Raw genomic sequence first — 23,088 nt, forward strand, 5'->3', positions numbered from 1 at the left:
GTCACACCCCTTCATTGGCAGCCGGCTCAAGCTCTGCTCCATCCCGTTCCTGCTCATCAATGAGCTCAAGGAAAAGCCGCACCGTCTCATCATCCGGCACTGCCCCGCCCGTCTGCCGGGTGAAGAACCGGCGGAACAGCTCTTCAACAGGCAGCTGCTCGCGTGCTGCCGCATCAGCCTCTACCGGCTTGTCCGCATCCGGATAAACAGGCCGTATGTGAATAATGCCGGCGTGCAGCTTGCGCAGCTGCTGAATCTGTTCCATTGTAATCAGCTCGTCCATTGTAATCTCCAGATCGATCCACGCCTTGGCATCCCGCTTCTCATCCAGCCAGCTGTGCACTTCCGCAATTCCGCCTTTGGCCTTCCAGGAGACAACCGGCCGGCCGCAGGACAGCAGCAGCTCTCGCGGCTCCACCTGCCGGCCGGGCTCCGCATCAAACAGCATGACCGATTTGGCCTGTCCTCCTTCAGAGAAGCTGTATGCCAGCGGCGACCCGCTGTAGCGGATGGTCTCCACGCCATGTACACGCTGGGGCCTGTGCAGATGGCCCAGGGCTACGTACTGGGCACCGATCCGAAAAGCGGACGGATCGACCGTATAGGCACCGCCGACCTGAATGGGACGCTCTGATTCGGTCTCCGCCCCTCCAAGCACGTAGACGTGGCTCATCGCCAGGTTCACCGTATCTGCCTTAAAGCCTGCCGCAAGTCCCTGCATCAGCCTGCTCACCCGTTCCGAGTACGCACTGCGCAGCTTGCCTTCGTCAGTATCCTCACTAAGAAGCTCTCTCAGGCGCGATTCAGACGGATACGGAAGAGCCGCAATAACCGCCTGCTCACCTGTGCGCGGTATTCCGATCTCCAGCGCCTGTCCGGTCGGAAGGCCTGCTAGATGAATGCCGCTCTGCCGGGCCAGCGGGGCTGCTGCTGAGATTCTTTCCGGCTGATCATGATTTCCTGCAATGACCGCAACCGCACGGCGGCCGCCATCTGCAAGCCGGGAGAGAGCCTCGAAATAAAGCTGCTCCGCGGCAGCTGGCGGGTTCACCGAGTCATAGACATCGCCTGCGACCAGAACCAGATCCACTTCCTCCCGGTTCACGATATCAGCCAGCTCATCTATGAATGCTGCCTGCTCTTCCAGACGGCTTCTCCCTTCCAGTGTCCGGCCGAAATGCCAGTCCGCCGTGTGCAATATACGCATTACCGTGCCCCCTTCATTATTCAGGCAGGTGTACGGACTCTCCCCCGTCAAAGAAAAAGACGTGTCGCTCCGTTACCCGCTTGCCAAGTATCCGGCCCACCGCTTCAGCGTACAGCTCCATCTGGAAACGATGCCGATTGGCCGCCTGTTCATAAGCTCCGTTTATGATCCGGTCCGTCTTATAGTCGAGCAGCACAAGCCCCTGCTCATCCTCGAATAAACAGTCCACCACACCCTGAATGAAGACCGGCTCCTCCGCTGATTTGCCGTCCAGGACAGCAGGGTGCACGACCTTGGCAGGCACAGTACAGCTGAACGGCAGCTCCCGCTTGATCCAGGAAGCCTTCATCATTCTCTGCCCCAGTTTGCTTGCATAGAAGGCGGCAATCGTATCCGCATCAACCGCCTCAGCCTGCGCGGGTCTCAGCAGCTGGCGCAGCACCATATCCGCGACCAGAGTCCGGATTGTATCCGCATCCTTGGGCCCTTCCAGCGGCAGGACCTGCATGACCAAGTGGCTGACGGTGCCGCGTTCCGCTGCGGTCAGCGTTCTGGCCTCCATGAAGCGGGGCCGGCGAAGCCGGAATGCTCCGGCAGGAGCCGGGAGTTCCGCCGCCCGCTGGGAATCCGGCAGCTGCCTGTCTTCAGAGAGCGTCTCCAGGCTTTCGGCATTCGCGGCATGCTGCGCTTCCGCTGTGAGCCGTTTCAGTTCAGTGACCGACGTCTTCGCCGCAATGGTTGTTGCCGACTCATAGGCGTACCGCCAGGACAGTCTTTCCTCGACAAGAGCAGCGTCTGCCGAGCTCTCGACCAGCCCTCCTCCCTGGAGCGCTTCAAGCCGTTCCTCCATCCATGCCGCTTCGGTCTCGTCCGGCTCTGCGGCAGCCGCTGCCGCTTCAAGTCCAAAGACGGCTGCCGGAGCGACACCGATACGCCAGCCTCTGACTTTAACCGAATCTCCGGCATCATCTGCTGCGAGCTCGGTATCCGCCGACGGTATTCCATGAGCGGCTGCAAGCGGCATAATCCAATCCAAATACCGCTTCGCAGCAGACAGCTCGTGGCTCGGAAGGCGGCCGCCTTCCGCTCCAGCCGCCGTACCCTGCCAGCGTTCCATCGCCCTGGCGGAATCCGCTACGCTGCCCAGCAGAATCATTTTCTCCTTCGGCCTTGTCATCGCCACATACAGGACACGCATCTCCTCAGCCAGCGTCTCCATGCGCATCCGTCTCTTAACCGCCATATGCGGCAGCGTCGGGTAGCTGATCCGCAGGTCTGTATCAATAAACTTGGGGCCAAAGCCAAGCTGCTTGTGGAGCAGAAAGGAACCGTTCAAGTCCTGCATGTTGAACATCTTCCCCAGCCCGGCTGCAAATACGACCGGAAACTCAAGCCCCTTGCTCTTGTGAATGGACATGATCCGAACGACATCCTCCTGTTCGCCAAGCGCCCTGGCCGTGCCGAGATCGCCTCCGCTGTCGCGCATACGGTCAATGAACCGCAGGAAGCGGAACAGCCCCCGGAAGGAAGTCGCCTCATACTGGCGGGCGCGATCATGCAGAGCGCGCAGATTCGCCTGGCGCTGCTGGCCTCCGGGCAGCCCTCCGACAAGATCGAAGAACCCGGTCTCCCGGTAAATACGCCAGAGCAGATCGGCAAGCGATCCCTGACGCGCTTCATTGCGCCATACTGCCAGCCGTTCCAAGAAAAGCATCAGCTTGTGATGCGTATCCTCCGGCAGCATCGACTGCTCGACCGCCCTGCAGACAGCTTCATAGTAAGGCCCCTTGCCCGCATGTATCCGGATTCGGGCAAGCTCCTCTGCCGTCAAACCGAATAACGGCGACCGCAGTGTGCCGGCCAGCGGTATGTCCTGGTACGGATTGTCAATGACCCGCAGCAGAGAAATCATAATTTCGACTTCTGTCGCTTCAAAATAGCCGCTGCTCAGCTCCGCATAAGCCGGAATCCCCTGTGCCTGCAGCTCTTCTACGAGCACCGGAGCCCAGCTCCGGGTTGCCCGCAGCAATATGACAATATCCCGCCACTGCAGCTTCCGGTGCACACCCTGCTTGCCGTCGAATACACGCAGCGGAGGCTCGCCCGCTGCCGGGTCACCGTCCATCAGCCTGCGGATACGGGAGGCAATCCAGCGGGCCTCCAGCTGTGCCGTCTGCATGTCCGCAACAGCCTCCGCAGCCTTCCTGTCCGTAAGATCCTCATCAGCGGCAGCTGCCTCAGCCTGCTCCTCCCCGTCCTGCGGCCTGCCTCTGTCAATAATGACACACTCCACTTCATAGGCGGGCGCCTCCTCGGGAGCCGGCTTTGGGTACGCCGCACCGCAGACAAGCTCGGCACTCTTGTCATAATCCATCTCCGCAACCGCTTCATGCATAATGGCCCTGAACACATCATTCACGCCATCGACGACCTGCGGGCGGCTCCGGAAGTTGCGCGCCAAATCAATGCGCAGGCCTGACGGGCTGCCCCCGTCAGGCTGGGCCGGTTGGTCTGTTGTCTCCTGCTGAATGGAGTCAGACAGGGACACAAACGATTTATACTTCGCCAGGAAGAGATTCGGTTCAGCTAGGCGGAACCGGTAGATGCTCTGTTTCACGTCGCCCACCATGAAGCGGTTGCCAAGACCTGGACGGGCAATCAGGGAAACGATCGCCTCCTGAACCATGTTCGTATCCTGGTACTCATCCAGCAGGATCTCATCAAACTGCTGCTGATACTCCAGCGCCGCAGGTGATGGAATCGCCTGCTCCGGCGTCGAATCCGGGTGCCTCAGAATCCGCAGGCAGTAATGCTCCAGATCGCCAAAATCAAGCAGGCCACGGCGGCGCTTGGCCGCCTCATAGCGCTCGGCAAACTCCGCTACTAGCAGGGCCAGCGCCTCCATCTGCGGAGCCAGGCGGCGCAGCTCATCCGCGAACGCTTCCGGCGACCGCCCGAACAGCTCATCCGCCAAGTCAGACACTACAGACTTGGCCTGCTCCCTCAGCTTCTTCGCGCGCTCTTGGAGCTCCTTGTCCAGATCGCTGCCCCGCACAGCCTTCAGCCTGCCGAATTCGGCGCCGCGAAAACGGTCATGCCAGGCGGTCCAGCCCCTATTCGCGACCACATCAAGCAACTCACGCACCAATGCCAAATCCTCATCGAACGTTGGCGCGTAAGCTGCCGGGCCGCCCGCCTGCTTCGCAACTGACAGGGCCTGCTCCAGCTGAGCTGCAGCCCCTTCCAGCGACATCAGCAGATCACTCTTCAGGCAATCCACCCAGACGCTTGCTTCCAGACTGCCTGCGTCCTCTACACGAAAGGAGGCTGCAGACTGCTGCAGCCAATGCTCAGGCCACGGGTGGCTGCGCGAGAAATCATAGAGCTGCTGAACAAGCCGGACCAGCGGCTCGTCCCCTCGCTCACCGCCAAACGCATCGGCCAGCCGCAGAAAGGCCCCGTCATCAGCGGCCCCTTCATATTTAGCTTCAAACAGCTCATCCAGCACTTCCATCCGCAGCAGCTCAGCCTCGGTCTCATTCGCAATCCGGAAGCCGGGATCAAGACCGATCAGCGGGTAGAAGCGGCGGATGACATCCTGACAGAAGGAATGCAGCGTTGTGATGGCTGCGCGGTTCATCAGCGCAAGCTGCCGCCTCATATGCTCGGACTCAGGCTGCAAATCCAGCGCTTTCTCCAGCGCAATGCGAATCCGCTCCTTCATCTCGGATGCCGCCGCCTTGGTGAAGGTTGCCACGAGCAGCCGGTCCACGTCCGTATCAGCCGATATTTTGCGGATAATCCGTTCCACCAGAACAGCTGTCTTCCCCGATCCCGCTGCGGCTGCTACAAGCACGTTCCGTCCGCTTGTCATCACCGCACGCCACTGGTCATCGGTCCAGGTGCTGCCTTCCGGCTTAGGCGGGATATATCCCGCCGCCGCTGTGATGTTATTGCTCGTTGTCACGGTTCTTCTCCCCCTTCCCCCTAACGGTCTCATTGCCACCGCCGCTGCTATCATCGAATGACTCATTCCATCCCTTAGAGCCGGAACCTCCCCTAACTTCAGCACCTTCCGCGCTTTCAGCGGCTCCCGCTTCAAGCAGCTGCCAAATTTGGTCCTTAGGCGGCTTGGACAGCTTCACGTACCGATTCCCCTCAAACAGCGGATCAAACTGGCATACCGGCTTATACGAACAGAACTGGCACGGCATCTTGGCCCCTATCCGGTAAGGAGCAATGGTAATCTCCCCATCCATGATCCGGCTGCCAATCCGCTTGATCGTCGTACGGACCGAGCCGCGAAGCACCTGCCACTGATCCCGTGATACCACGGAGGAGAAGCTGTAAAAGCCGCCGTCCTTCTTGAGAGCTGCAGGCAGCAGCTCCGAATGGCCGCTCTCCAGATCCCCGTCCATCAGCCGGACCGCATGCTCCTCCGCCAGCAGCAGCCCCTTCATCTTGAACCGCTTCAGCATGAGATCGCCGGCCTGCTTCTCACTGAGATTGTTGGTTGTGCCTAGAAGCGGGTTGTGAACGTGAAAATACAGTACGCCTGCAGGCAGCGCAGGCCTGCCCAGCCAGCCTTCCGCGTGGGTCAGCAGGACATCCAGGTAGGTCAGCATCTGCAGCGTGAGGCCGTGCACCACATCCTCCAGACGAAGCTGGGTTTCCGAGGACTTGTAATCCAGTACACGCAGCAGCAGGCCATCCTCGGTCTCAGCTGCATCCACGCGGTCAATACGACCAACTATCTCCATCGATCTTCCGCCCTTGAGCGGCAGCTGCAGCGAAGGCAGCTGTCCGCCGGGGCCGAAGCCGACCTCCAGTCCGACCGGCTTGAAGGCCGCCCTGCGGGCGTGCTCGCCGAGTACAATGGCCGCTTGAGCGACAATTTGCTTCAGCTTCTCGGAAATGTACTGATACCGGCTGCTGCTCAGCAAAATACTGGACTGCAGGCGCGGTGCCAGCTCGTCAACGACGCCGCCTGCTGCCTGACGGATTTGGCCGGGCGCCATCGAGCCGTAGCCGCTTCCAAGCGCCTGCGCAAGACGTGACAGCGCTGCATGAAACAGCTGTCCGATGTCCGGTGCCTCCAGACGGTACAGCCGCCTCTCCTGAAGCCTTAGCCCATGGCTGACGAAATGCTGAAACGGACAAGCCACGAAGCGCTCCATGCGGGAGACGCTCGCCTTCAGATGGTCGCCGTACAGCAGCCGGGCTGTTTCTCCGGTCAGGTAGGCCTCTTCGTTGTAGAAGGAAAGTGAGCCCGTCAGCAGCAGCAGCCTGTCATGCCACTGCGGCCGCTTGGCGTACCAGTTGTATATGTCCCACCAGAAATCCGCAATCTGTGCACCCTGCCGCCAGGCGCGAAGCTGGGTGATGAGATAGGACAGCGTGCGTTCCGGATGCCGGATAAACCCAAGCTGCTCTTCTTCCGGCATATCGGGTGACGGCTCACCGCCTTCTATTCGTTCCTTTATACCCGGAAACATCAGCTTAACATGCCGTATCACCTCGGACGGGAGCAGGCTCTTTCCTTCCTCATCCGAGAGCGCATAGCTGATCCACAGATGCCGGCATGGTGTGGTCAGAGCCACATAGATCAGGAATCTCTCATCAAGCAGCCTTCTTCTTACACTAGGCGCAACCCGGATGCCAGCGTCTGTCAGCCGCTCCCGCTCCTGCTCGGTCAGCAGGCCGTCCTCCTGAATCCGCATCGGCATCACGCCATCATTGGCGCCAAGCACATAACAAATGTGAACACTGGTTGACCGGGTGCGGTCCATGCTGCCGGCCAGCACCTGATCAACAGCCGGAGGCACGGACGCCAGCTTCAAGCTGTCCAGCCCGGTCTCCACCATGCCCGCAAACAGCTCCGGCGTTACAGACTCATCACCGGCGAGCTCTACAAGCTGGTCAAGCAAATCCATTACGCCATCCCAAAGCTGACGATGCTGCCTCGCCCGGCGAACCTCGCCTTTCTCAAGCGCCTCAGCGCTCCAAGCCTCCAGGCGGTCAGCCGCTCCCGCTTCATCGAGGAGCCGGTACAGCGCCGTACACATACCCTTGACGTCATGAGCCTTCTTCAGCCGATTCGCCAGCTTCTCCAGCGGCCGGACAATGGAGTCTCTCGACCTCAGCAGCTCGCCGAAGCGTTCCGGCTCCATTTCACGTGCCTGCTCGGGCTCATCCTCAAGCGCATCCTGCATCAGCGGCTTCCAGCTGTTGTCATCGAGCCAGCGCCAGCCGTCAATGCCAGCAGCAAGCACATAGTTCTCCAGCCGGTCGAGTGCCTCCCGGTCCACCCCATCCGTCTCGCCCAGCAGCATCTCGGTTTTCGCGCAGCGAAAAACAGCCTCATACCGCCAGCCTTCATTGACCGTCTCCAGAGCCGAACGGATCAGCTCCACAAGCGGGTGATGATTGACGCTCTGCTTCTGGTCCAGGAAGACCGGAATGCCGTAATCGCCAAACACAGCGGCTATGTAGTCGTTGTAATCGTCGGCTGTCCGCACCATAACGGCGATATCCCGCCAGCGGAGATCACCCTGCTGCACGCGCCGGACAATGTCCCTGGCGACCGCTTCCACTTCCGCTCGCCTGTGAACGGCAGCGTGTATCGAAATTCCGCAGCGCGGGTCTTCCGGCCGGCAGGCCGCTTCATCCGGTACAAGCAGCGGCATCCGGCTGCGGAAATGACGCTCCAGGTGGTCCAGCATCGGACTGTCCGCAAACCTGGGCAGCGGCTGCTCATTAAGCAGCACAGGCTGGAGCAGATCAACCCCAGCAGCCCTGGCCAGCTCAAAGAGCTGATTATAGGTTTCGGCTGTCGGATGGAACAGATCCAGCTCATGCGGCTTCTCGCCCGGCCCGTATGGCCTGTCCAGACAGAGAGCCACCGTTACATCTGCCGCACAGCTCATCATCACACCAAGCGCCTCGATCTCCTTCGGCGTAAAGCCGTGGAAGCCGTCTACCCATATCCGCGCCGAGCGCAGATACTCCACATGGGGAAAACCTGAGGCCAGCCATCCGAGACTGTCTTCCGCATCCATATACAAGCCCTGCAGCGCATCCTCCATCTCACGGAATACAAGCTGAACATCATGCAGCTTCCCTCCGAGCAGCGAGCCTTTTGCAGCCGGACTCTCAGCTTGGTCCAAGCCGTCCAGTGTGTCCGGTGTCACCCCATAGCGTTTAAATTCCGTCAAGAGCTCGTTCAGGCGCTCAATAAAGCCCTGCTGCTGGAGACCCGCAGAAAAAAGCTTGAGCTCCGGGCCAAGACGTTGTACGATTTTATATAGAAGCATGTTCTTGCCGTTATCGCTTATCGGTACGAGCGCAGTACCGCCCGTCTCCTGCATCACGCGAAATGCGAGGCGGCGGAAGCTCATGACCTGAGCCCTGATAGTCCCGGCCAGCCCCGGCGTGCGGGCAAGCGTATATTCCGTCTGAAAGGTTGCCTGTTCAGGCACCAGCATGATGAGCGGCGGTCCATCCGGCCCCAGCTCCAGCTCCCTGCGTATTTCGTTCAGACATAACTGTGTCTTGCCGGCACCCGACCGTCCCAGCACAAAGCGCAATGCCATCCGTATTTCCCTCCCGCTGCCTGTTGCTCGTCTATTTCTATTAAAAATCATTCTATCACACCAGGCTGCGGATTTCATGCCATTAAACAAACATCTGTTCGTTCTTCCATTTTGTAATATTTGGCTCTACGTGAATGTCTCCGCTCCACAGGGAGAACCTAGTAACAGCACCTAAGACAAGTCAGCGAAGGAGGAGCATCCATGAGATTTTCCATCATTCGAAGTGTAAGCGTTGTCCTTATTGCCTCTATTCTCTTCTCCATCCCAGCCCATCCGGAAGCCGCCACCGCGGGAGCTCAAACGGTGAGCGGGAGCGATAAGCCGCTTGTTGTTGCCCACCGCGGCGCTTCCCTGCATGCCCCCGAGAATACGATGGCAGCCTTCCACAAGGCTGTCGAAATGGGCGCTCATGTTATTGAGCTTGATGTACGTTTAACGAAGGACGGCATTCCCGTCGTCATCCACGATGCCAAGGTCAACCGTACCACCAGCGGCAAAGGCAAGGTTGCCGGATTAACCTTCAAGCAGCTGAGAGAGCTGGATGCCGGACTTTATTTCCATCCCTCCTTTGCCGGTGAACGCATTCCGTCACTTGCAGAGGTGCTCGATACCTTCAGTCCGGTAACTCGTCTGCTTATCGAGCTGAAAGATCCGAAGCAGTACCCAGGCATAGAGAAAGCTGTCGCCGGCATGCTGAAGGAACGAAGCTTGGACAATTCCGCGAGCAGCGGTATTGTCGTTCAATCCTTTGACCGGTCCTCCCTGCAAAAGCTTAAGGAGCTGCTGCCGCAGCTATCCATCGGCATTCTTGTAACAGGGGCTGGGAAGCTGAGGACCAGGGAGCTTAAGAAAATCGCACAGTATGCCGACTATATCAATCCCTCGCGAAAGGGCCTCAGCACCTGGACAATCCGGCTCATTCAGGCAAACGGTATGAAGGTATATGTGTGGGACATTCGCTCGGAACGGCAGGCAGCCGCCATGATTAAGGCAGGCGCAGACGGCATTATGACCAAGAATCCGGAATTTCTCCACAGCTTGAAAAATCGTCTCGCGAAATAATGTCCGCCAATTCACCGGGCATGAGAGGATGCCAATAGCAGCCTCACCCAATATTTACCTCCATCCAGTGGATACACAAGTCCTCTAATCGGGTATAGATACCTGTACACCGAAAGGAGGAAGAAGGCCATGGAATACCAAGAGCTCTATATCGAAGCCTTTGAGATGCCGGACATTGAGCCGCCAGTCCAGCCGGAGATCATCCCGCCGGATTCGCCTGACACGCCGGGCGTTCCCGGAACACCAGAGATTCAACCTGACAATCCGCCGGATATACAGCCAGAGCCTATTCCGGAAATCCAACCGGATATTACACCTGATGTTCCGCCCGTTATACAGCCCGAGATTGAGCCGGATCCTCATCCGGACCTGCCATAAGCGTGCGTAACGATTTACAGAAAACCTGCTAATAAACGGTTTCTTTTACTTTTTATAGATTGAAGAAGGGGCTGTTCCAAAGTCATATGACTTTTGGAACAGCCCCTTCTGGGTTTGCACAGAAGATTACGCACGGCTGCGAACTTCAAAGATCGCAAATTTCAGGTAATGGCCTTCATTAACGCCCAGCAGCTGCGGGTGGTCTTTACCGGCAGCGCGCCATTCGATCAAGCGAAGTGTCTTGCCCGCATCAACGGCAGCGTCGGCAATCGTCTCCAGAAACAGATCGGGACGCATATGATAGGAACAGCTTGCCGTGACCAGATATCCGCCTTCATTGACCAGCTTCATTCCCTGCAGGTTGATGTCCTTGTAGCCCCTGCATGCGCCGGATACCGCACTCTTGGATTTGGCAAAGGCAGGAGGGTCCAGAATGACGACATCCCATGTCCTGCCCTGTGCTGACAGCGGCTTGGACGTATCTACCTTCCGGCCCGTCTCGCCTGCTGCTGCCCGTTCTGTACGCTCGTCCAGCCCTTTGGCCTGGCTGCGCAGATAGTCAAATGCATCCGCCACAACAAACTCCACCCTGTCCTCAAAACCGTTGCGCTCAACATTGGAACGGGCCGTGGCGATTGCGTGCTCCGATACATCCAGACAAGTCACCCGCTTGGCACCGTACTTGCAGGCATGCAGGGTGAAGCTTCCGGTATGGGCGAAGCATTCCAGTACGGTTGCCCCGTCCCAATAAGGGAAGGTTACGACTTTCCCATTCGGATTAACAGGTACTAGCACCTCGCCGTCCTTACGGACAGAGCCCGCCGGCAGCGGGTCCGGCAGCTCTGCAGCCGGGCGCTGCTCCAGCCGGATGCCGCTGCGAGAGCCCCAGCCGCCCATCAGCGGAGCGATGGAGGCGCGATTTTCACGCTGGTCATAGAAGTACCCGGTCTTCTGCCCCCCGATAATATCCACTTCCATCGACAGACCGTTCTCCAGAATCTCAACATGGCGGGGGCATTCCCCATACAGCACCCCTGTACGCTCCTCAAGACCCTCGAGCGTTCGCACCGAAACATCGGAACGTTCATAGATTCCCTGCGGCTTAAAGACGCGTACCAGCGCCTCCACAATCTGCTCCCGTCTGATATCCATGCCAAGCGTAAGCAGCTGCACAACGAGCACATCACCGAACCGGTCCACCGTTAAGCCCGGCAGAAAATCCGCCTCCCCGTAAACGAGCCGGCAGTCGCGCGGATTGTTCAGGAACCGCTGGCGATGAGCCAGGCAGTCTTCAAAGCGGCGCACAAAAAAGTCGGTGTCCATCTCCTCCAGCTCTCCGAATGAAACGATTCGCACAGTTATCTGGGACTGCGGATTATAGTAACCGGCAGCCAGCTGCCTGTCCCTGTGGTCCTTAACCGCTACCAGATCCCCGGGCTTCGCCTCACCTTCGACCCGTTCAATTTCGTTCCCATAAATCCATGGATGTCCCTGCTCCAATCTCTTCTTCCTCTGCTTATGTAAACGAACTGCTGCCTGTAAAGCCATTCGCATCGTCTCCTGCTCTATTTGTTCGAATTGTTCCTGCTGCGCTGTGTCTGCATGCCTGTCATGCCTGTCTCCTTGCAAGCATAAAGTAGGGTAGAATCGCTTGAAAGGAGCACTGCGATGGTTCACGCTGTTATTCTGCCCATGCTGCTTGGCTTCTCCATCTTTATGGCCGGCATGAAGCTGATGGAGCTGGCTTTGCACCGCTGGGCGGGCCCTTATTTGAAAGCTGTGCTGGAACGCTCCACCCAAACCCCGCTGCACGGGCTTGTTACCGGCACGGCTACCACGGCTGTGCTGCAGAGCAGCACGGCTGTCACGGTCATTACGATAGGGCTTGTCAACGCCCGGCTCCTGACCTTTCCGCGCACACTTGGAATCGTGCTTGGCACCAATATTGGAACCTGCCTGACCACTGAGCTGATCGGATTAAACCTGAATCAGCTGGCCATTCCGCTTATGGCTCTCTCGTTTGCGGGCTGGGTGACCAGCGTGCTTATGTGGGAGTCTTCGCCGCTGCGGTCAGAGAGGCAGCCAGAGCCTGCTTGGCTCGTCCCGCTTCGCTACGGCTCGGTAGCCGTATTCGGATTTGCCCTTCTGATGCTGGGCATGACGGTCATGCAGTCGATCGCACCGGCTATTGAGAAGACAGCGCTGTTCACCTGGTTCATCGACAAATCCGCCAGCAGTCCGTTATGGGGGATTATTGCAGGCGCTGTTCTCTCAGCCGCCGTGCACAGCAGCGCAGCCGTGATCGCCATGATGATGGGTCTTGCCGCCTTCGGCGCACTGCCAGTTGAGCTTGGGATAGCTGCTGTTCTTGGCGCCAATATCGGAACCTGCTTTACCGCACTCCTGGCTTCGATCGGCGGTACTGCAGCCGGCCAATTCGTCGCCTGGTCCCATGTGGCCCTTAATGTAGGCGGAACTCTGCTGTTCCTTCCCCTTATCGGAGAGCTGGCTGCTGTATCATCGCTCATTACCGCTTCGCCCGGCAGCCAGGTTGCCCATGCCCAGACCATCTTTAACCTCGCCTGCTCACTGCTTGCCTTTCCGCTGTGCTACCTTCCCATCTGGAGATGGAAATCGTCTCCGCCCGGCAGCCCGCCTGCAGAACACAGAGCAGCATAGAAGGTAGGCTATCGGCTGCTTGAGCGGATAGAGGTGCTTGAGCTGGATCAATTGTTTTAGTTGTTTCTGCTCTTTGCCGCTGTACAGCCGGGCCCCGCTGCAGGATCTAAGTCCGCTGCCCGCTCAGCCTTCTACCGGAATGCCGAGCAGCTTCAAGGCACCGGCCAGTATACGGTCGTTGTTATCATAACCGGACTGCTTCTGCCTCCGCCAAGCTTCTTCGGGCGTAAACCAGTCGACTCCCCGGATTTCCTCTACCTGCGCCTGCAGCTTGCCGCCCACCGCTTCCACCAGGTAGTAGTGAACCTCCTTATTTACCATCCCTTTTGTTTCGTTATGGTATTTGTATTTAATCTGATCGACAGGCGCGACGATTCGCCCCTTTAGACCCGTTTCCTCAGCAATTTCACGCAGTGCGGTCTCTTCAACCGTTTCCCCCGGCTCCATCTTCCCCTTGGGAAGCGAGATTTTGCCATAACGGTCTTGGATTAACTGGATTTGCAGCCGGCCGCCGACTTTCCGGTAGACGACTCCTCCTGCGGATATTTCCTTCATGTCCCGCTTCCCCTCCTTCATGTCCCCTATGAATAGGCAGAAGGGATTCCCAGTACAGCTTGCGCCGCGTCCGGAAATCCCTGCTGTCTTCGGCTGCTTAACCTGCTGCCGTTGCCTGATGTACCGTGCTCGCAGCTGTGCTGACCAGCTCGCCTCTGCATTCGTTCACGCCTGCTTCCGTGATCCGGACGCGGCAGAGCTGCCCAACCAGCGACTCATCGCCCTCGAACACCACTTGTATATAGTTACCCGAGTACCCCATCACGAATCCGGTCCCCGGAGCACCCTTATAATCCCGTTCAGGTATCACATCCAGCGTCTGTCCGACAAACGGCTGGGCATAAGCAAGCTGCATCGACTCCGACAGATCAATCAGCCGGTGCACGCGCTCATTCTTCACTTCCTCATCCACCTGGTCTTCCATCCTCGCAGCCGGCGTACCGGTCCGCTTGGAATACGGGAAGACATGCATTTCCGCAAATTTCATCCGCTTCATAAAGTCGTAGCCGGCTTCAAACATCTCATCGGTCTCACCAGGGAAACCGACAATCACGTCGGTTGTGATCGCCACACCCGGCATCGCTTCATGGAGCAGCTCAATCTTACGCGCGAATTCTTCCGTCGTGTACTTGCGGCGCATCCGCTTCAAGACGGAATCGTCGCCCGCCTGCAGCGGGATATGCAGATGGCGGCACATCTTCGGAGAACGGTTCAGCACTTCGATAACCCGTTCATCAATCTGGCTCGCCTCGATCGAGCTGATGCGAATCCGCTCCAGCCCTTCCACCTTGTCCAGATCCCACAGCAGATCGGCCAGCTTGTAATTCTCCAGATCATCGCCGTAGCCGCCCGTATGAATACCCGTCAGTACAATCTCCTTGTAGCCTGCCGCTACAAGCTGTCTCGCCTGGGCGATTACACTCTTCGGGTCACGGCTTCTAGACAAGCCCCGGGACCAGGGAATGATGCAGAAGGTGCAGAAGTTGTTGCAGCCTTCCTGGATTTTCAGGAACGCACGTGTACGCTCCGCAAAATCCGGCACATCCAGCTCTTCAAATTCACGAGTCTTCATAATGTTGCGTACCGCATTAACCGGCTTGCGGTCTTCCTGAATCTGATGAATATAGGTCATCAGCTTGTCGCGGTCCTGTGTTCCGATTACCAGATCGACGCCTGGGATCGCCATGATCTCAGCGGGCGAGGTCTGAGCGTAGCAGCCCGTAACCGCAATCACCGCATCCGGATTCCGGCGGACCGCCCGGCGGATAATCTGCCTGCTCTTCTTGTCCCCTGTATTGGTTACCGTACAGGTATTAATCAGATATACATCAGCCGTCTTCGTCTCGAAGTCGACCTGCTCATAGCCTTCATTCTTAAACAGCTGCCATATGGCTTCCGTATCATAAAAGTTGACTTTACATCCCAAGGTGTAAAACGCTACCGATGGCATTGTAGTTCAACTGCCTCCCATCTCTCCGGATTCATACATCACACAAGTCAGCGCAACCATCGCTGCCGTCTCCGTCCGCAATATCCGCGGCCCAAGTCCGACAAGGCGGGCTCCGGCCGCTTCCGCTTCCTCAGCTTCACGCTCGGTAAAGCCGCCTTCCGGACCGACGACAATCAGCAGCCTGGGCTTTGCTCCGCCAGGGAACGCCAGCCCGGCGAGCAGCCCGCGCAGGCCGCTCGTTACAGAGCCGCCAGCCCGCTCATAGCAGAACAGGACAGCATCGTAGCCGGACATCCGATCGATCAGCTGCTTCCAGCTGCAGACCGGCTCGACATCCGGGATCATACTGCGGTGCGCCTGCTCGGCTGCTTCCTTGGCGATCTTGCGCCAGCGTTCCAGCCGCTTGCCTTCCTTCTTCGCATCATATTGGACGATCATCCGTTCGGACTCGAACGGCAGGAACGATACCGCTCCGATCTCCGTTCCCTTCTGGATGACCAGCTCCATCTTGTCTCCCTTAGGGAGGCTTTGGGCAATTGTAACCGACCAGACTGGCTCTCCTGTCACCGGCCGGATCTCCGCCACCTCGGCTTCAACCTGGTCGGGCGCAAGACGCCGCAGCACGGCAAGCGCCTCACGCCCTGCACCGTCACTGACTATAACCTCGTCGCCTTCCTTCATCCGCATAACGCGGACGATATGACGCGCATCGTCTCCAGCAAGCGTTACCTGCCGGTCCGTAAACGCCTCCGGCGCCACAAAATATCGCTGCATCTCGTTAACCAACCTTCATCATACACGTTTTGTAGGACTTTCGCCATAGTAATTCCCGGCTTGCGAGCCTTGCTGCTCCAGCCTTAGCGGTCAACAATCCTCTGGAAGCCAAACCAGTCGACCGGGCTGAATACCAGCTCATACAAGTCCTGGAACCAATAGATAATCGGCCTTGAAAGACCGAACAGCGGATCGAGCGTAACTTCCCGCAGAGAGGGGATAAACACAATCAGCAGGAAAATGAACATCCCCCAATGGGCGTTCTGATCCATCTTGATCCGGACCCTCTGCGGGGCCAAATCTTCAATAATCCGGTACCCGTCCAGCGGCGGCAGCGGAATCAGATTAAAGATAAAAAGCAGGACATTAATTAGGATCATATAATTCAGCAAATGAATAACCGCACTCTGCACCCCGTATGATACCGCATGCAGCAGCCCCGTCTCATTAAGCACATAAACAGCCAGAATGCTGACCGCTGCAATCAACAGATTGCTCAGCGGACCGACCGCGGAAACGATGATTCCCATCAGCCTTGGCGACTTGAACCGGCCCCGGTTGACCGGGACCGGCCTCGCCCATCCGAAGCCGGCAATCATGATCAGAATTGTACCCAGCACATCCAGATGCATGGCAGGGTTTAAGGTCACCCGGCCGGCATTATAAGCGGTGTGATCCCCAAACTTATAGGCGCTGTAGGCGTGAGCAAACTCATGCAGCGTGAATGCCACCACCAATGTAATCATAATGAAAGGAAAGTCCTCGATCGGATACCACAGCAGCTTCTGCAGAAAATCCATCAGCCCACCACTGGCTTCCTGGCCACGATCGCGGTCCACTTATCCTCGCGCTCACGGCTCTCGATCACAAATCCGGCGCTTTCCAGCGCTTCTGCCACGGCATCTTCCTTATTCTCGTAGATCCCGGATGCGATGTAGGTGCCGCCCGGCTTAAGCGCCTCGTACACATCGCCGATAAACAGCAGAATAATCTCCGCCAGAATATTGGCTACTACCAAATCTACCGGCACCTGAACATTCAGAGCCGTTCCACTGCCTGCCTCACTGCTGCGCAGCACGCCAAGCAGATCGCTTAAGTGCACCTGGACAGCCGCCTCGAGCCCATTAAGCCGGGTGTTTTCCTTCGCGCTGGATACAGCAACCGGATCAAGGTCCAGCGCTAATACACTGCTGGCTCCCAGCCGAACGGCACCGATTGCCAATATCCCCGAGCCCGTTCCAACGTCAATCACCTGTTCGCCGCCCTTGATAACCGAATCCAGCGTTCTCAGGCAGAGCGCGGTTGTCGGGTGGGTACCCGTACCAAACGCCATGCCGGGATCAAGCTCGATGATCCGCTCATCCGGTCCGGCTTCATATTCCTCCCAGGTAGGCTTGATCGTCAGGCGCTCTGATACCCGCAGCGGCTTGAAATACTGCTTCCAGGCATTCGCCCAGTCTTCTTCATCCACCAGAGCTTCCGCAAACGTATAGCTGCCCGGTTCGATATCATAGGAACGGAGCTCGTCAATCCGTGTTCTAAGCACGTTCTTGACATCCTCCATATCCGTTCCTTCCAGAAAATATCCCTTAATAACCGCATGGCCTTCCGGTATATCATTAAGCGGTACTTCATACCACTGCCCTAGCGACGTATCACGCGGTTTGTTAAGTGTCCCTGATTCCTCGACCGATACGCCATCGGCATCCATCTCATGCAAAAAATTCGTGATCATTTCGATAGACTCTTCTGTCGTCGAAATGGTAAGCTCATGCCATTTCACTCTAATTATCCTCCCCTGAACGGTAAACCTGCCAGCGTCTATTTTACACCAGAACCTCTTCCAGTACAAAAAATTGCCTCAATCAAAAAAGGGCATGCCCAAACCGCCACAGCTGTGGCAGTTTAAACATACCCTTCCCCTATCTGCTTCAGGATAAGGAATGTATCCCTGCGGTGCCCCCTGATTCACGGATCACCTGAACGGCGCGGTCCACGACCGCCTCGTCTAAGGTTGCCGTTAAGGAATGCCCGTCGCGGCCTGTCATAATGCCGGATGCCCGGAGGGCCATCAGCTTCAGCTCTGCCTCACGGACAGACTGCGCTCCCTCGAATGAAGCATTCACTTCGTAAGAGGTATCCATGCTGGTACCCCCGTCCTTAAGAACGCTCAGCCCGACGGTCCGCCGCTTCAGCCCGTGCCCGGGCCTCGCGGTCGTTCATGTCTGCCAGCTCTTCCGAATATTCTACATCCTCTGCTTTGGCTACAGGCAGCTTCCGGTTCATATAATCCGGCTTATTATCCGTCATGTAAGTCCCTCCTTCGTGTGACTTCAGCATCAGCTAATGCCGCGTCATACGAAGATAGGATGCGCCTCGCCCAACAAAATATACAGCAGGCTATTCGCCGCGGAATGCCTTCTTCATCCGTTCGAAGATGGATTCATGATGCTCTTCCTGAGCGGAGCCCGACGTACTTGGAGTTCCCATAGAGCCTGACAGCTGACGCAGCAGATCCTTCTGCTCATCCGACAGATTCGTTGGCGTTACGACGGTTACCTTGACATGCTGATCCCCTTGGCCGTAGCCGCGGAGGCGGGGCACGCCTTTGCCCTTCAGCCGGAAATAGGTTCCCGTCTGTGTGCCTGCCGGTATCTTCAGCTTGACCTTCTCAGTCAGCGTCGGGATCTCAACCTCATCACCAAGTGCAGCCTGTGCAAATGTCAGCGGAACCTCGCAATAGATATCATCGCCCTCGCGGTCGAAGAAGGAATGCGGTTTAACCCGAATGACAATGTACAGATCGCCCGGCGCACCGCCGCGGGCGCCTGCTTCCCCTTCACCGGATAAACGGATTTGGGCACCGTCATCCACACCAGCTGGAATCCGCACACTCAGCTTGCGCTGCTTCTTCACCTTGCCCGCGCCGCCGCAGCTTGTGCACTTGTCCTTGATCACGCGGCCGGAGCCGCCGCAGTTGGAGCAGGGTCTGCGGTTAACAATACGCCCGAACGGCGTGTTCTGAACAACCTCCTGCTGGCCTGCCCCGTGGCAGACCGAACAGGTTTCCGGCTTCGTTCCGGGCTTCGCGCCGGAGCCGTGGCAGGTATCACAGGTTTCTGTACGCGGGATGGTGATTTCCGTTTCCTTCCCGAACACCGCTTCCTTGAACTCAATCGTCATCGTGTACTGCAGATCGTTGCCGCGCTGCGGGGCATTCGGATCGCGCCGTCCCCCGCCGCCGCCGAAGAACATGTCGAATATATCGCCAAACCCGCCGAAGTCAGCTCCGCCCGCACCGCCGCCGAAGCCCTGGTTCGGGTCAACATGACCATAACGGTCATACGTCGCCCGCTTCTGGTCATCGCTCAACACGTCGTAAGCTTCCTTCACTTCCTTGAACTTCGCTTCCGCATCCGCCGCCTTGTTCACGTCCGGATGATACTGCCGGGCTAGCTTGCGGTACGACTTCTTGATATCGTCGCTCGAAGCATCCTTACCAAGCCCCAGCACTTCATAATAATCCCGTTTCTCCGCCACGTATTCACCCCCGCGATATTGCTGGCCGGCAGCTTAGTCCTGACACAAGCACAAAACGGCTCGCCCTCCATGAAGAAGAGCGCCACCGTTTCATATGCCGGCCGATATGCCATCCCCCGCCACCCGCATGCCCGAGACATGCGGCCGCTTAGGCAGGATTATTCCGATTTCTTGTTGTCGTCCACCACTTCGTAGTCAGCGTCCACTACGTTGTCCTTGCCCTTCGCTTCTCCGCCTGCATCCGCACCGCCGGAAGCCTGCTGATCAGCCGAAGCCTGCTCATACAGCTTGACAGACAGCTGCTGAACGATTTGGGTAAGCTCCTCGGTTGCCGCATTGATTTCTTCCAGGTTGTCGGTTTCCAGCGCCTTCTTCACTTTCTCCTTCGCTTCTTCCGCCTTCTGGATTTCTCCTGCGTCCACCTTGTCGCCAAGGTCCTTGATGGTCTTCTCAACGGTATAAACGAGCTGGTCCGCACCGTTCTTCGCTTCAACCAGGTCACGGCGCTTGCGGTCTTCTTCAGCATTCAGCTCGGCATCCTTCATCATCTTCTCGATCTCTTCATCGCTCAGGCCGCTGGAGGATGTGATGGTGATCTTCTGGGACTTGCCAGTGCCCTTGTCGAGCGCCGATACATTCACGATACCGTTGGCATCAAGGTCGAAGGTAACTTCGATTTGCGGTACGCCGCGCGGTGCCGGCGGGATATCGCCAAGCATGAAGCGTCCGAGCGACTTGTTGTCGCGGGCCATCGAGCGCTCGCCCTGCAGGACGTGAATTTCTACGCTTGGCTGGTTGTCCGCATAGGTCGAGAATACCTGGGACTTGCTTGTCGGGATCGTCGTGTTGCGGTCGATCATCTTCGTAAACACGCCGCCGGCTGTTTCGATACCGAGGGACAGCGGAGTAACGTCAAGCAGCACAACGTCCTTCACATCGCCAGTCAGTACACCCGCTTGAACCGCAGCGCCGAGCGCGACTACTTCATCCGGGTTTACACCCTTATGCGGGTCTTTACCGATCAGCTTCTTGACCGCTTCCTGTACAGCCGGGATTCGGGTAGAGCCGCCGACGAGCACAACCTTGTCAATGTCGCTTGTAGACAGACCTGAGTCGCTCAGTGCCTGACGGGTTGGGCCCATCGTGCGCTCAACAAGATCTGCCGAAAGCTCTTCAAACTTGGCACGGGACAGGTTCATCTCCAAATGCTGAGGAACGCCGTCTACCATCGTGATGAATGGCAGCGAGATCGTTGTCGTCAGTACGCCGGACAGCTCCTTCTTTGCCTTCTCAGCTGCATCCTTCAGGCGCTGTACAGCACCCTTGTCCTTGGACAGGTCTACGCCCTGCTCCTTCTTGAACTCGGATACCAGGTGATCAATAATGACTTGGTCAAAATCGTCACCGCCGAGACGATTGTCACCGCTCGTAGCTTTTACTTCGAAGAAGCCGTCGCCCAGCTCCAGAATCGATACGTCGAACGTACCGCCGCCAAGGTCATATACCAGAATGGTTTGGTCCTCGGACTTCTCCAGACCATAAGCAAGCGCCGCTGCTGTCGGCTCGTTGACGATCCGCAGCACTTCGAGGCCCGCGATCTTGCCCGCATCCTTCGTCGCTTGACGCTGGCTGTCGTTGAAGTAAGCCGGAACCGTGATAACAGCCTGTGTTACAGGCTGGCCGAGATAAGCTTCGGCATCGGATTTCAGCTTTTGCAAAATAATAGCGGAAATTTCCTGCGGCGTGAATTCTTTTCCGTCGATTGTTTCCTTGTGGCTCGTACCCATATGGCGCTTGATCGAAATGATCGTGCGGTCCGGGTTGGTGATCGCCTGGCGCTTAGCCGTTTCACCGACAATGCGCTCTCCGTCCTTCTTGAAGCCAACGACCGAAGGTGTTGTGCGGTTGCCTTCCGGATTCGGGATAACGACTGCCTCTCCGCCTTCCATAACGGCTACGCAGGAGTTGGTCGTACCAAGGTCAATACCGATAACTTTACTCATTATACAGCTTCCTCCTTTATTTCTTCTGATCCTATTTAAGTAAGCAGAGACATCTCATGTTCATAAGTAAAATCAGGCTCGCTTAAGCCGGCTTAATCAGCCGCTTACCTTAACCATTGCCGGACGCAGTACTTTCTCCTTGAGCATGTAGCCCTTCTGCAGCTCTTCAACGACAATGCCTTCCTCATGCTCGTCAGACTCGACCGTCATAACGGCTTGATGGAATTCAGGATTAAACGGCTGGCCGACCGATTCCATCGGACGCAGGCCTTCCTGCTCCAGAAGCTGTGCCATCTGGCGGAAGATCATGTCGACTCCCTTGGACAACGCTTCGAAGTCGCCGGTTTCCTTGGAGGCTCCTACAGCTCTCTCGAAATTGTCCATTACCGGCAGCAGCTGTCCAACCAGCTTCATTGAAGCATACTGAGCCAGCTCTTCCTTTTCCTTCTGCGTCCGTCTGCGGAAATTGTCAAAGTCCGCCTGCGTACGAAGAAGCCGCTGCTGATGTTCCTCTGCGAGCCGCTCCAGCTCCTGCTCACGGCTTGATGCCGATTCTTCCTGCCCGCCAGCTTCGCCACTGTCTTCGCTGCTGTCTATATCATCATTATGGTCCACGGCTGCTTCTTCCTGAACGTCAGCACCCTGGTTCAATGTATCTTCCTGTTCTTCCACAGTGTTCACCTTCTCTTGCTCTGCCACGTATCATTCACCTCCTTAAAATGCACTGCTTCGCATCTCACGCGTTGCGAGATGTTTATTTATACCATCTGCCAAGCAGAACCGCCATATCCTTCGACAGAACGTCCAGCAGGCTGATAACCTTGCCGTAATCCATCCGGGTTGGCCCCAGCAAGCCGATCGTTCCAAGCGATTTGCCGTCTATGGAATAACTTGCCGTGATCAGGCTGCAGGTGTGAATGGCATCATGATCATTCTCGCTGCCGATCCGCACCTGAATGCCCGACGGAAGTGACGTGAATGCCTTCATCAGAACCGGTGTCTCATCCAGCCAGTCCATGATCGTCTTCACCTTGTCTACATCCTTGAACTCCGGCTGAGTCAGCATGTTGGAAGCGCCGCTGAGGAACACACGATGCTCGCTCTCGGAGGAGAGCGCCTTGCCCAAGGAGTCCATGATCATCTCGCAATGATCCACATAACGGCCGAGCTCTTCGCCCACTTCACTGAACAGCTTGGACTGCAGCCGATGGAGCGGCACGCCTGCAAGCTTGGTATTCAGAATGTTGACAACCTTCTCGAGCTCCGACATATCAAAGTCAGGCGGGATCGATATGGTCCGGTTTTCCACATGCCCGGTATTCGTCACGATAATCGCGACCGCAGACGAATCATTAAGCGGGACAAGCTGGAATGCCCTCAGGGAATTGTCGAAGGTCTCAGGTCCGAGAACAATCGAGGTATAATTGGTCATATTGGACAGAATCATAGCAGCATGCTGTATGATCTGTTCCATCTGATTCATCTTCTTCGCAAAGAAGGAACGGACACGCAGAAGATCACCCTCATTAACCTCTTCCAGCTTAACCAGGTGATCGACATAATACCGATACCCCTTGGTCGACGGAATGCGGCCTGCCGATGTATGCGGCTGCTCCAAAAAACCGAGCTCTTCGAGGTCGGCCATCTCGTTGCGGATCGTCGCAGGACTGAAGCCTACGCCTCCCCGTTTCGATATGCTCCGTGATCCGACGGGCTCAGCCGAACGAATATAGTCGTCCACGATAGCATTCAGTATCATTCGTTGTCTTTCCGTCAACACCGCGAATCCCTCCCTGGCTCGTTCATTCTGTATAATTACTGCCTCATATAAGTGATTATTCAGCAGCT

At 57.2% G+C, this 23,088-nt stretch carries 18 protein-coding genes; 3 read left to right on the forward strand and 15 right to left on the reverse strand.

Going from position 1 to position 23,088, the window contains the following annotated elements; translation table 11 throughout:
- Position 1: 1 nt before the first annotated feature.
- The 3 genes from DNH61_RS20870 to addB are packed head-to-tail and all read right to left on the reverse strand — an operon-like array spanning position 2 to position 8,799.
- Positions 2–1,207: an exonuclease SbcCD subunit D gene (locus DNH61_RS20870; protein ID WP_111148755.1), complete on the reverse strand. Its 1,206-nt coding sequence runs from the start codon at positions 1,205–1,207 to the stop codon at positions 2–4.
- A gap of 16 nt (positions 1,208–1,223) precedes the next feature.
- Complete coding sequence (gene addA / locus DNH61_RS20875) at positions 1,224–5,174, reverse strand: helicase-exonuclease AddAB subunit AddA (RefSeq protein ID WP_245948280.1); 3,951 nt, start codon at positions 5,172–5,174, stop codon at positions 1,224–1,226.
- Positions 5,158–8,799 carry a helicase-exonuclease AddAB subunit AddB gene (addB, locus tag DNH61_RS20880; protein ID WP_111148756.1) on the reverse strand — a complete coding sequence of 1,214 codons (3,642 nt, stop codon included), beginning with the start codon at positions 8,797–8,799 and terminating at the stop codon, positions 5,158–5,160. The genes addA and addB overlap by 17 nt, the downstream gene beginning before the upstream one ends.
- A 201-nt stretch (positions 8,800–9,000) precedes the next feature.
- Between addB and DNH61_RS20885 the strand changes: the two genes are divergently transcribed.
- Together DNH61_RS20885 and DNH61_RS20890 are read left to right on the forward strand one after the other, a co-directional pair.
- Complete coding sequence (locus DNH61_RS20885; protein ID WP_111148757.1) at positions 9,001–9,861, forward strand: glycerophosphodiester phosphodiesterase; 861 nt, start codon at positions 9,001–9,003, stop codon at positions 9,859–9,861.
- 129 nt (positions 9,862–9,990) lie between these two features.
- Positions 9,991–10,239 (forward strand): hypothetical protein, encoded by a 249-nt coding sequence (locus DNH61_RS20890; protein WP_111148758.1) that lies wholly within the window; start codon positions 9,991–9,993, stop codon positions 10,237–10,239.
- Positions 10,240–10,365: 126 nt separating this feature from the next.
- On the opposite strand, the gene DNH61_RS20895 is transcribed toward DNH61_RS20890, so the two are convergent.
- Positions 10,366–11,787 carry a class I SAM-dependent rRNA methyltransferase gene (locus tag DNH61_RS20895; protein ID WP_425452288.1) on the reverse strand — a complete coding sequence of 474 codons (1,422 nt, stop codon included), beginning with the start codon at positions 11,785–11,787 and terminating at the stop codon, positions 10,366–10,368.
- 120 nt (positions 11,788–11,907) lie between these two features.
- Between DNH61_RS20895 and DNH61_RS20900 the strand changes: the two genes are divergently transcribed.
- Positions 11,908–12,918 (forward strand): Na/Pi cotransporter family protein, encoded by a 1,011-nt coding sequence (locus DNH61_RS20900; protein ID WP_111148760.1) that lies wholly within the window; start codon positions 11,908–11,910, stop codon positions 12,916–12,918.
- 123 nt (positions 12,919–13,041) lie between these two features.
- Here the strand turns inward: DNH61_RS20900 and DNH61_RS20905 are convergent, their stop codons facing one another.
- From DNH61_RS20905 to hrcA, 11 genes are all read right to left on the reverse strand, one after another.
- A complete protein-coding gene (locus DNH61_RS20905) occupies positions 13,042–13,473 on the reverse strand; it encodes an NUDIX hydrolase (protein ID WP_111148761.1) in 432 nt (143 codons plus the stop codon).
- Between the two features lie 97 nt (positions 13,474–13,570).
- Positions 13,571–14,923, reverse strand: coding sequence for a tRNA (N(6)-L-threonylcarbamoyladenosine(37)-C(2))-methylthiotransferase MtaB (gene mtaB, locus DNH61_RS20910; protein WP_111148762.1), 1,353 nt, complete (start codon positions 14,921–14,923; stop codon positions 13,571–13,573).
- A 6-nt stretch (positions 14,924–14,929) separates the two neighbouring features.
- Positions 14,930–15,697, reverse strand: coding sequence for a 16S rRNA (uracil(1498)-N(3))-methyltransferase (locus DNH61_RS20915; RefSeq protein ID WP_111148763.1), 768 nt, complete (start codon positions 15,695–15,697; stop codon positions 14,930–14,932).
- An 83-nt stretch (positions 15,698–15,780) separates the two neighbouring features.
- On the reverse strand, positions 15,781–16,497 hold the full coding sequence (locus DNH61_RS20920; protein ID WP_111148764.1) for a site-2 protease family protein: 717 nt from the start codon (positions 16,495–16,497) through the stop codon (positions 15,781–15,783).
- Positions 16,497–17,480 (reverse strand): 50S ribosomal protein L11 methyltransferase, encoded by a 984-nt coding sequence (gene prmA / locus DNH61_RS20925; protein ID WP_111148765.1) that lies wholly within the window; start codon positions 17,478–17,480, stop codon positions 16,497–16,499. The genes DNH61_RS20920 and prmA overlap by 1 nt, the downstream gene beginning before the upstream one ends.
- A gap of 148 nt (positions 17,481–17,628) precedes the next feature.
- Complete coding sequence (locus DNH61_RS20930; protein WP_111148766.1) at positions 17,629–17,841, reverse strand: hypothetical protein; 213 nt, start codon at positions 17,839–17,841, stop codon at positions 17,629–17,631.
- Positions 17,842–17,857: 16 nt separating this feature from the next.
- Positions 17,858–18,007: a YfhD family protein gene (locus DNH61_RS20935; RefSeq protein ID WP_245948281.1), complete on the reverse strand. Its 150-nt coding sequence runs from the start codon at positions 18,005–18,007 to the stop codon at positions 17,858–17,860.
- A gap of 90 nt (positions 18,008–18,097) precedes the next feature.
- Positions 18,098–19,237 carry a molecular chaperone DnaJ gene (gene dnaJ / locus DNH61_RS20940; RefSeq protein WP_111148767.1) on the reverse strand — a complete coding sequence of 380 codons (1,140 nt, stop codon included), beginning with the start codon at positions 19,235–19,237 and terminating at the stop codon, positions 18,098–18,100.
- 158 nt (positions 19,238–19,395) lie between these two features.
- The gene (dnaK, locus tag DNH61_RS20945) at positions 19,396–21,240 is read right to left on the reverse strand and encodes a molecular chaperone DnaK (RefSeq protein WP_111148768.1); all 1,845 of its coding nucleotides are present in this window, start codon (positions 21,238–21,240) and stop codon (positions 19,396–19,398) included.
- Between the two features lie 96 nt (positions 21,241–21,336).
- Complete coding sequence (gene grpE, locus DNH61_RS20950) at positions 21,337–21,939, reverse strand: nucleotide exchange factor GrpE (RefSeq protein ID WP_425452290.1); 603 nt, start codon at positions 21,937–21,939, stop codon at positions 21,337–21,339.
- Between the two features lie 55 nt (positions 21,940–21,994).
- Complete coding sequence (hrcA, locus tag DNH61_RS20955; RefSeq protein ID WP_111148857.1) at positions 21,995–23,020, reverse strand: heat-inducible transcriptional repressor HrcA; 1,026 nt, start codon at positions 23,018–23,020, stop codon at positions 21,995–21,997.
- Positions 23,021–23,088: the final 68 nt, after the last annotated feature.

Source organism: Paenibacillus sambharensis (genome assembly GCF_003233845.1).
GTDB classification, from domain to species: Bacteria; Bacillota; Bacilli; order Paenibacillales; family Paenibacillaceae; genus Paenibacillus_I; species Paenibacillus_I sambharensis.

What these genes read in the sequence shown, in the direction of transcription:
- DNH61_RS20870 (WP_111148755.1), bottom strand. Translation starts at nt 1,207, where the DNA reads ATGCGTATATTGCACACGGCGGACTGGCATTTCGGCCGGACACTGGAA.
- addB (WP_111148756.1), bottom strand. Translation starts at nt 8,799, where the DNA reads ATGGCATTGCGCTTTGTGCTGGGACGGTCGGGTGCCGGCAAGACACAG.
- DNH61_RS20885 (WP_111148757.1), top strand. Translation starts at nt 9,001, where the DNA reads ATGAGATTTTCCATCATTCGAAGTGTAAGCGTTGTCCTTATTGCCTCT.
- DNH61_RS20890 (WP_111148758.1), top strand. Translation starts at nt 9,991, where the DNA reads ATGGAATACCAAGAGCTCTATATCGAAGCCTTTGAGATGCCGGACATT.
- DNH61_RS20895 (WP_425452288.1), bottom strand. Translation starts at nt 11,787, where the DNA reads ATGGCTTTACAGGCAGCAGTTCGTTTACATAAGCAGAGGAAGAAGAGA.
- DNH61_RS20900 (WP_111148760.1), top strand. Translation starts at nt 11,908, where the DNA reads ATGGTTCACGCTGTTATTCTGCCCATGCTGCTTGGCTTCTCCATCTTT.
- DNH61_RS20905 (WP_111148761.1), bottom strand. Translation starts at nt 13,473, where the DNA reads ATGAAGGAAATATCCGCAGGAGGAGTCGTCTACCGGAAAGTCGGCGGC.
- mtaB (WP_111148762.1), bottom strand. Translation starts at nt 14,923, where the DNA reads ATGCCATCGGTAGCGTTTTACACCTTGGGATGTAAAGTCAACTTTTAT.
- DNH61_RS20915 (WP_111148763.1), bottom strand. Translation starts at nt 15,697, where the DNA reads ATGCAGCGATATTTTGTGGCGCCGGAGGCGTTTACGGACCGGCAGGTA.
- DNH61_RS20920 (WP_111148764.1), bottom strand. Translation starts at nt 16,497, where the DNA reads ATGGATTTTCTGCAGAAGCTGCTGTGGTATCCGATCGAGGACTTTCCT.
- DNH61_RS20930 (WP_111148766.1), bottom strand. Translation starts at nt 17,841, where the DNA reads ATGGATACCTCTTACGAAGTGAATGCTTCATTCGAGGGAGCGCAGTCT.
- DNH61_RS20935 (WP_245948281.1), bottom strand. Translation starts at nt 18,007, where the DNA reads ATGACGGATAATAAGCCGGATTATATGAACCGGAAGCTGCCTGTAGCC.
- dnaK (WP_111148768.1), bottom strand. Translation starts at nt 21,240, where the DNA reads ATGAGTAAAGTTATCGGTATTGACCTTGGTACGACCAACTCCTGCGTA.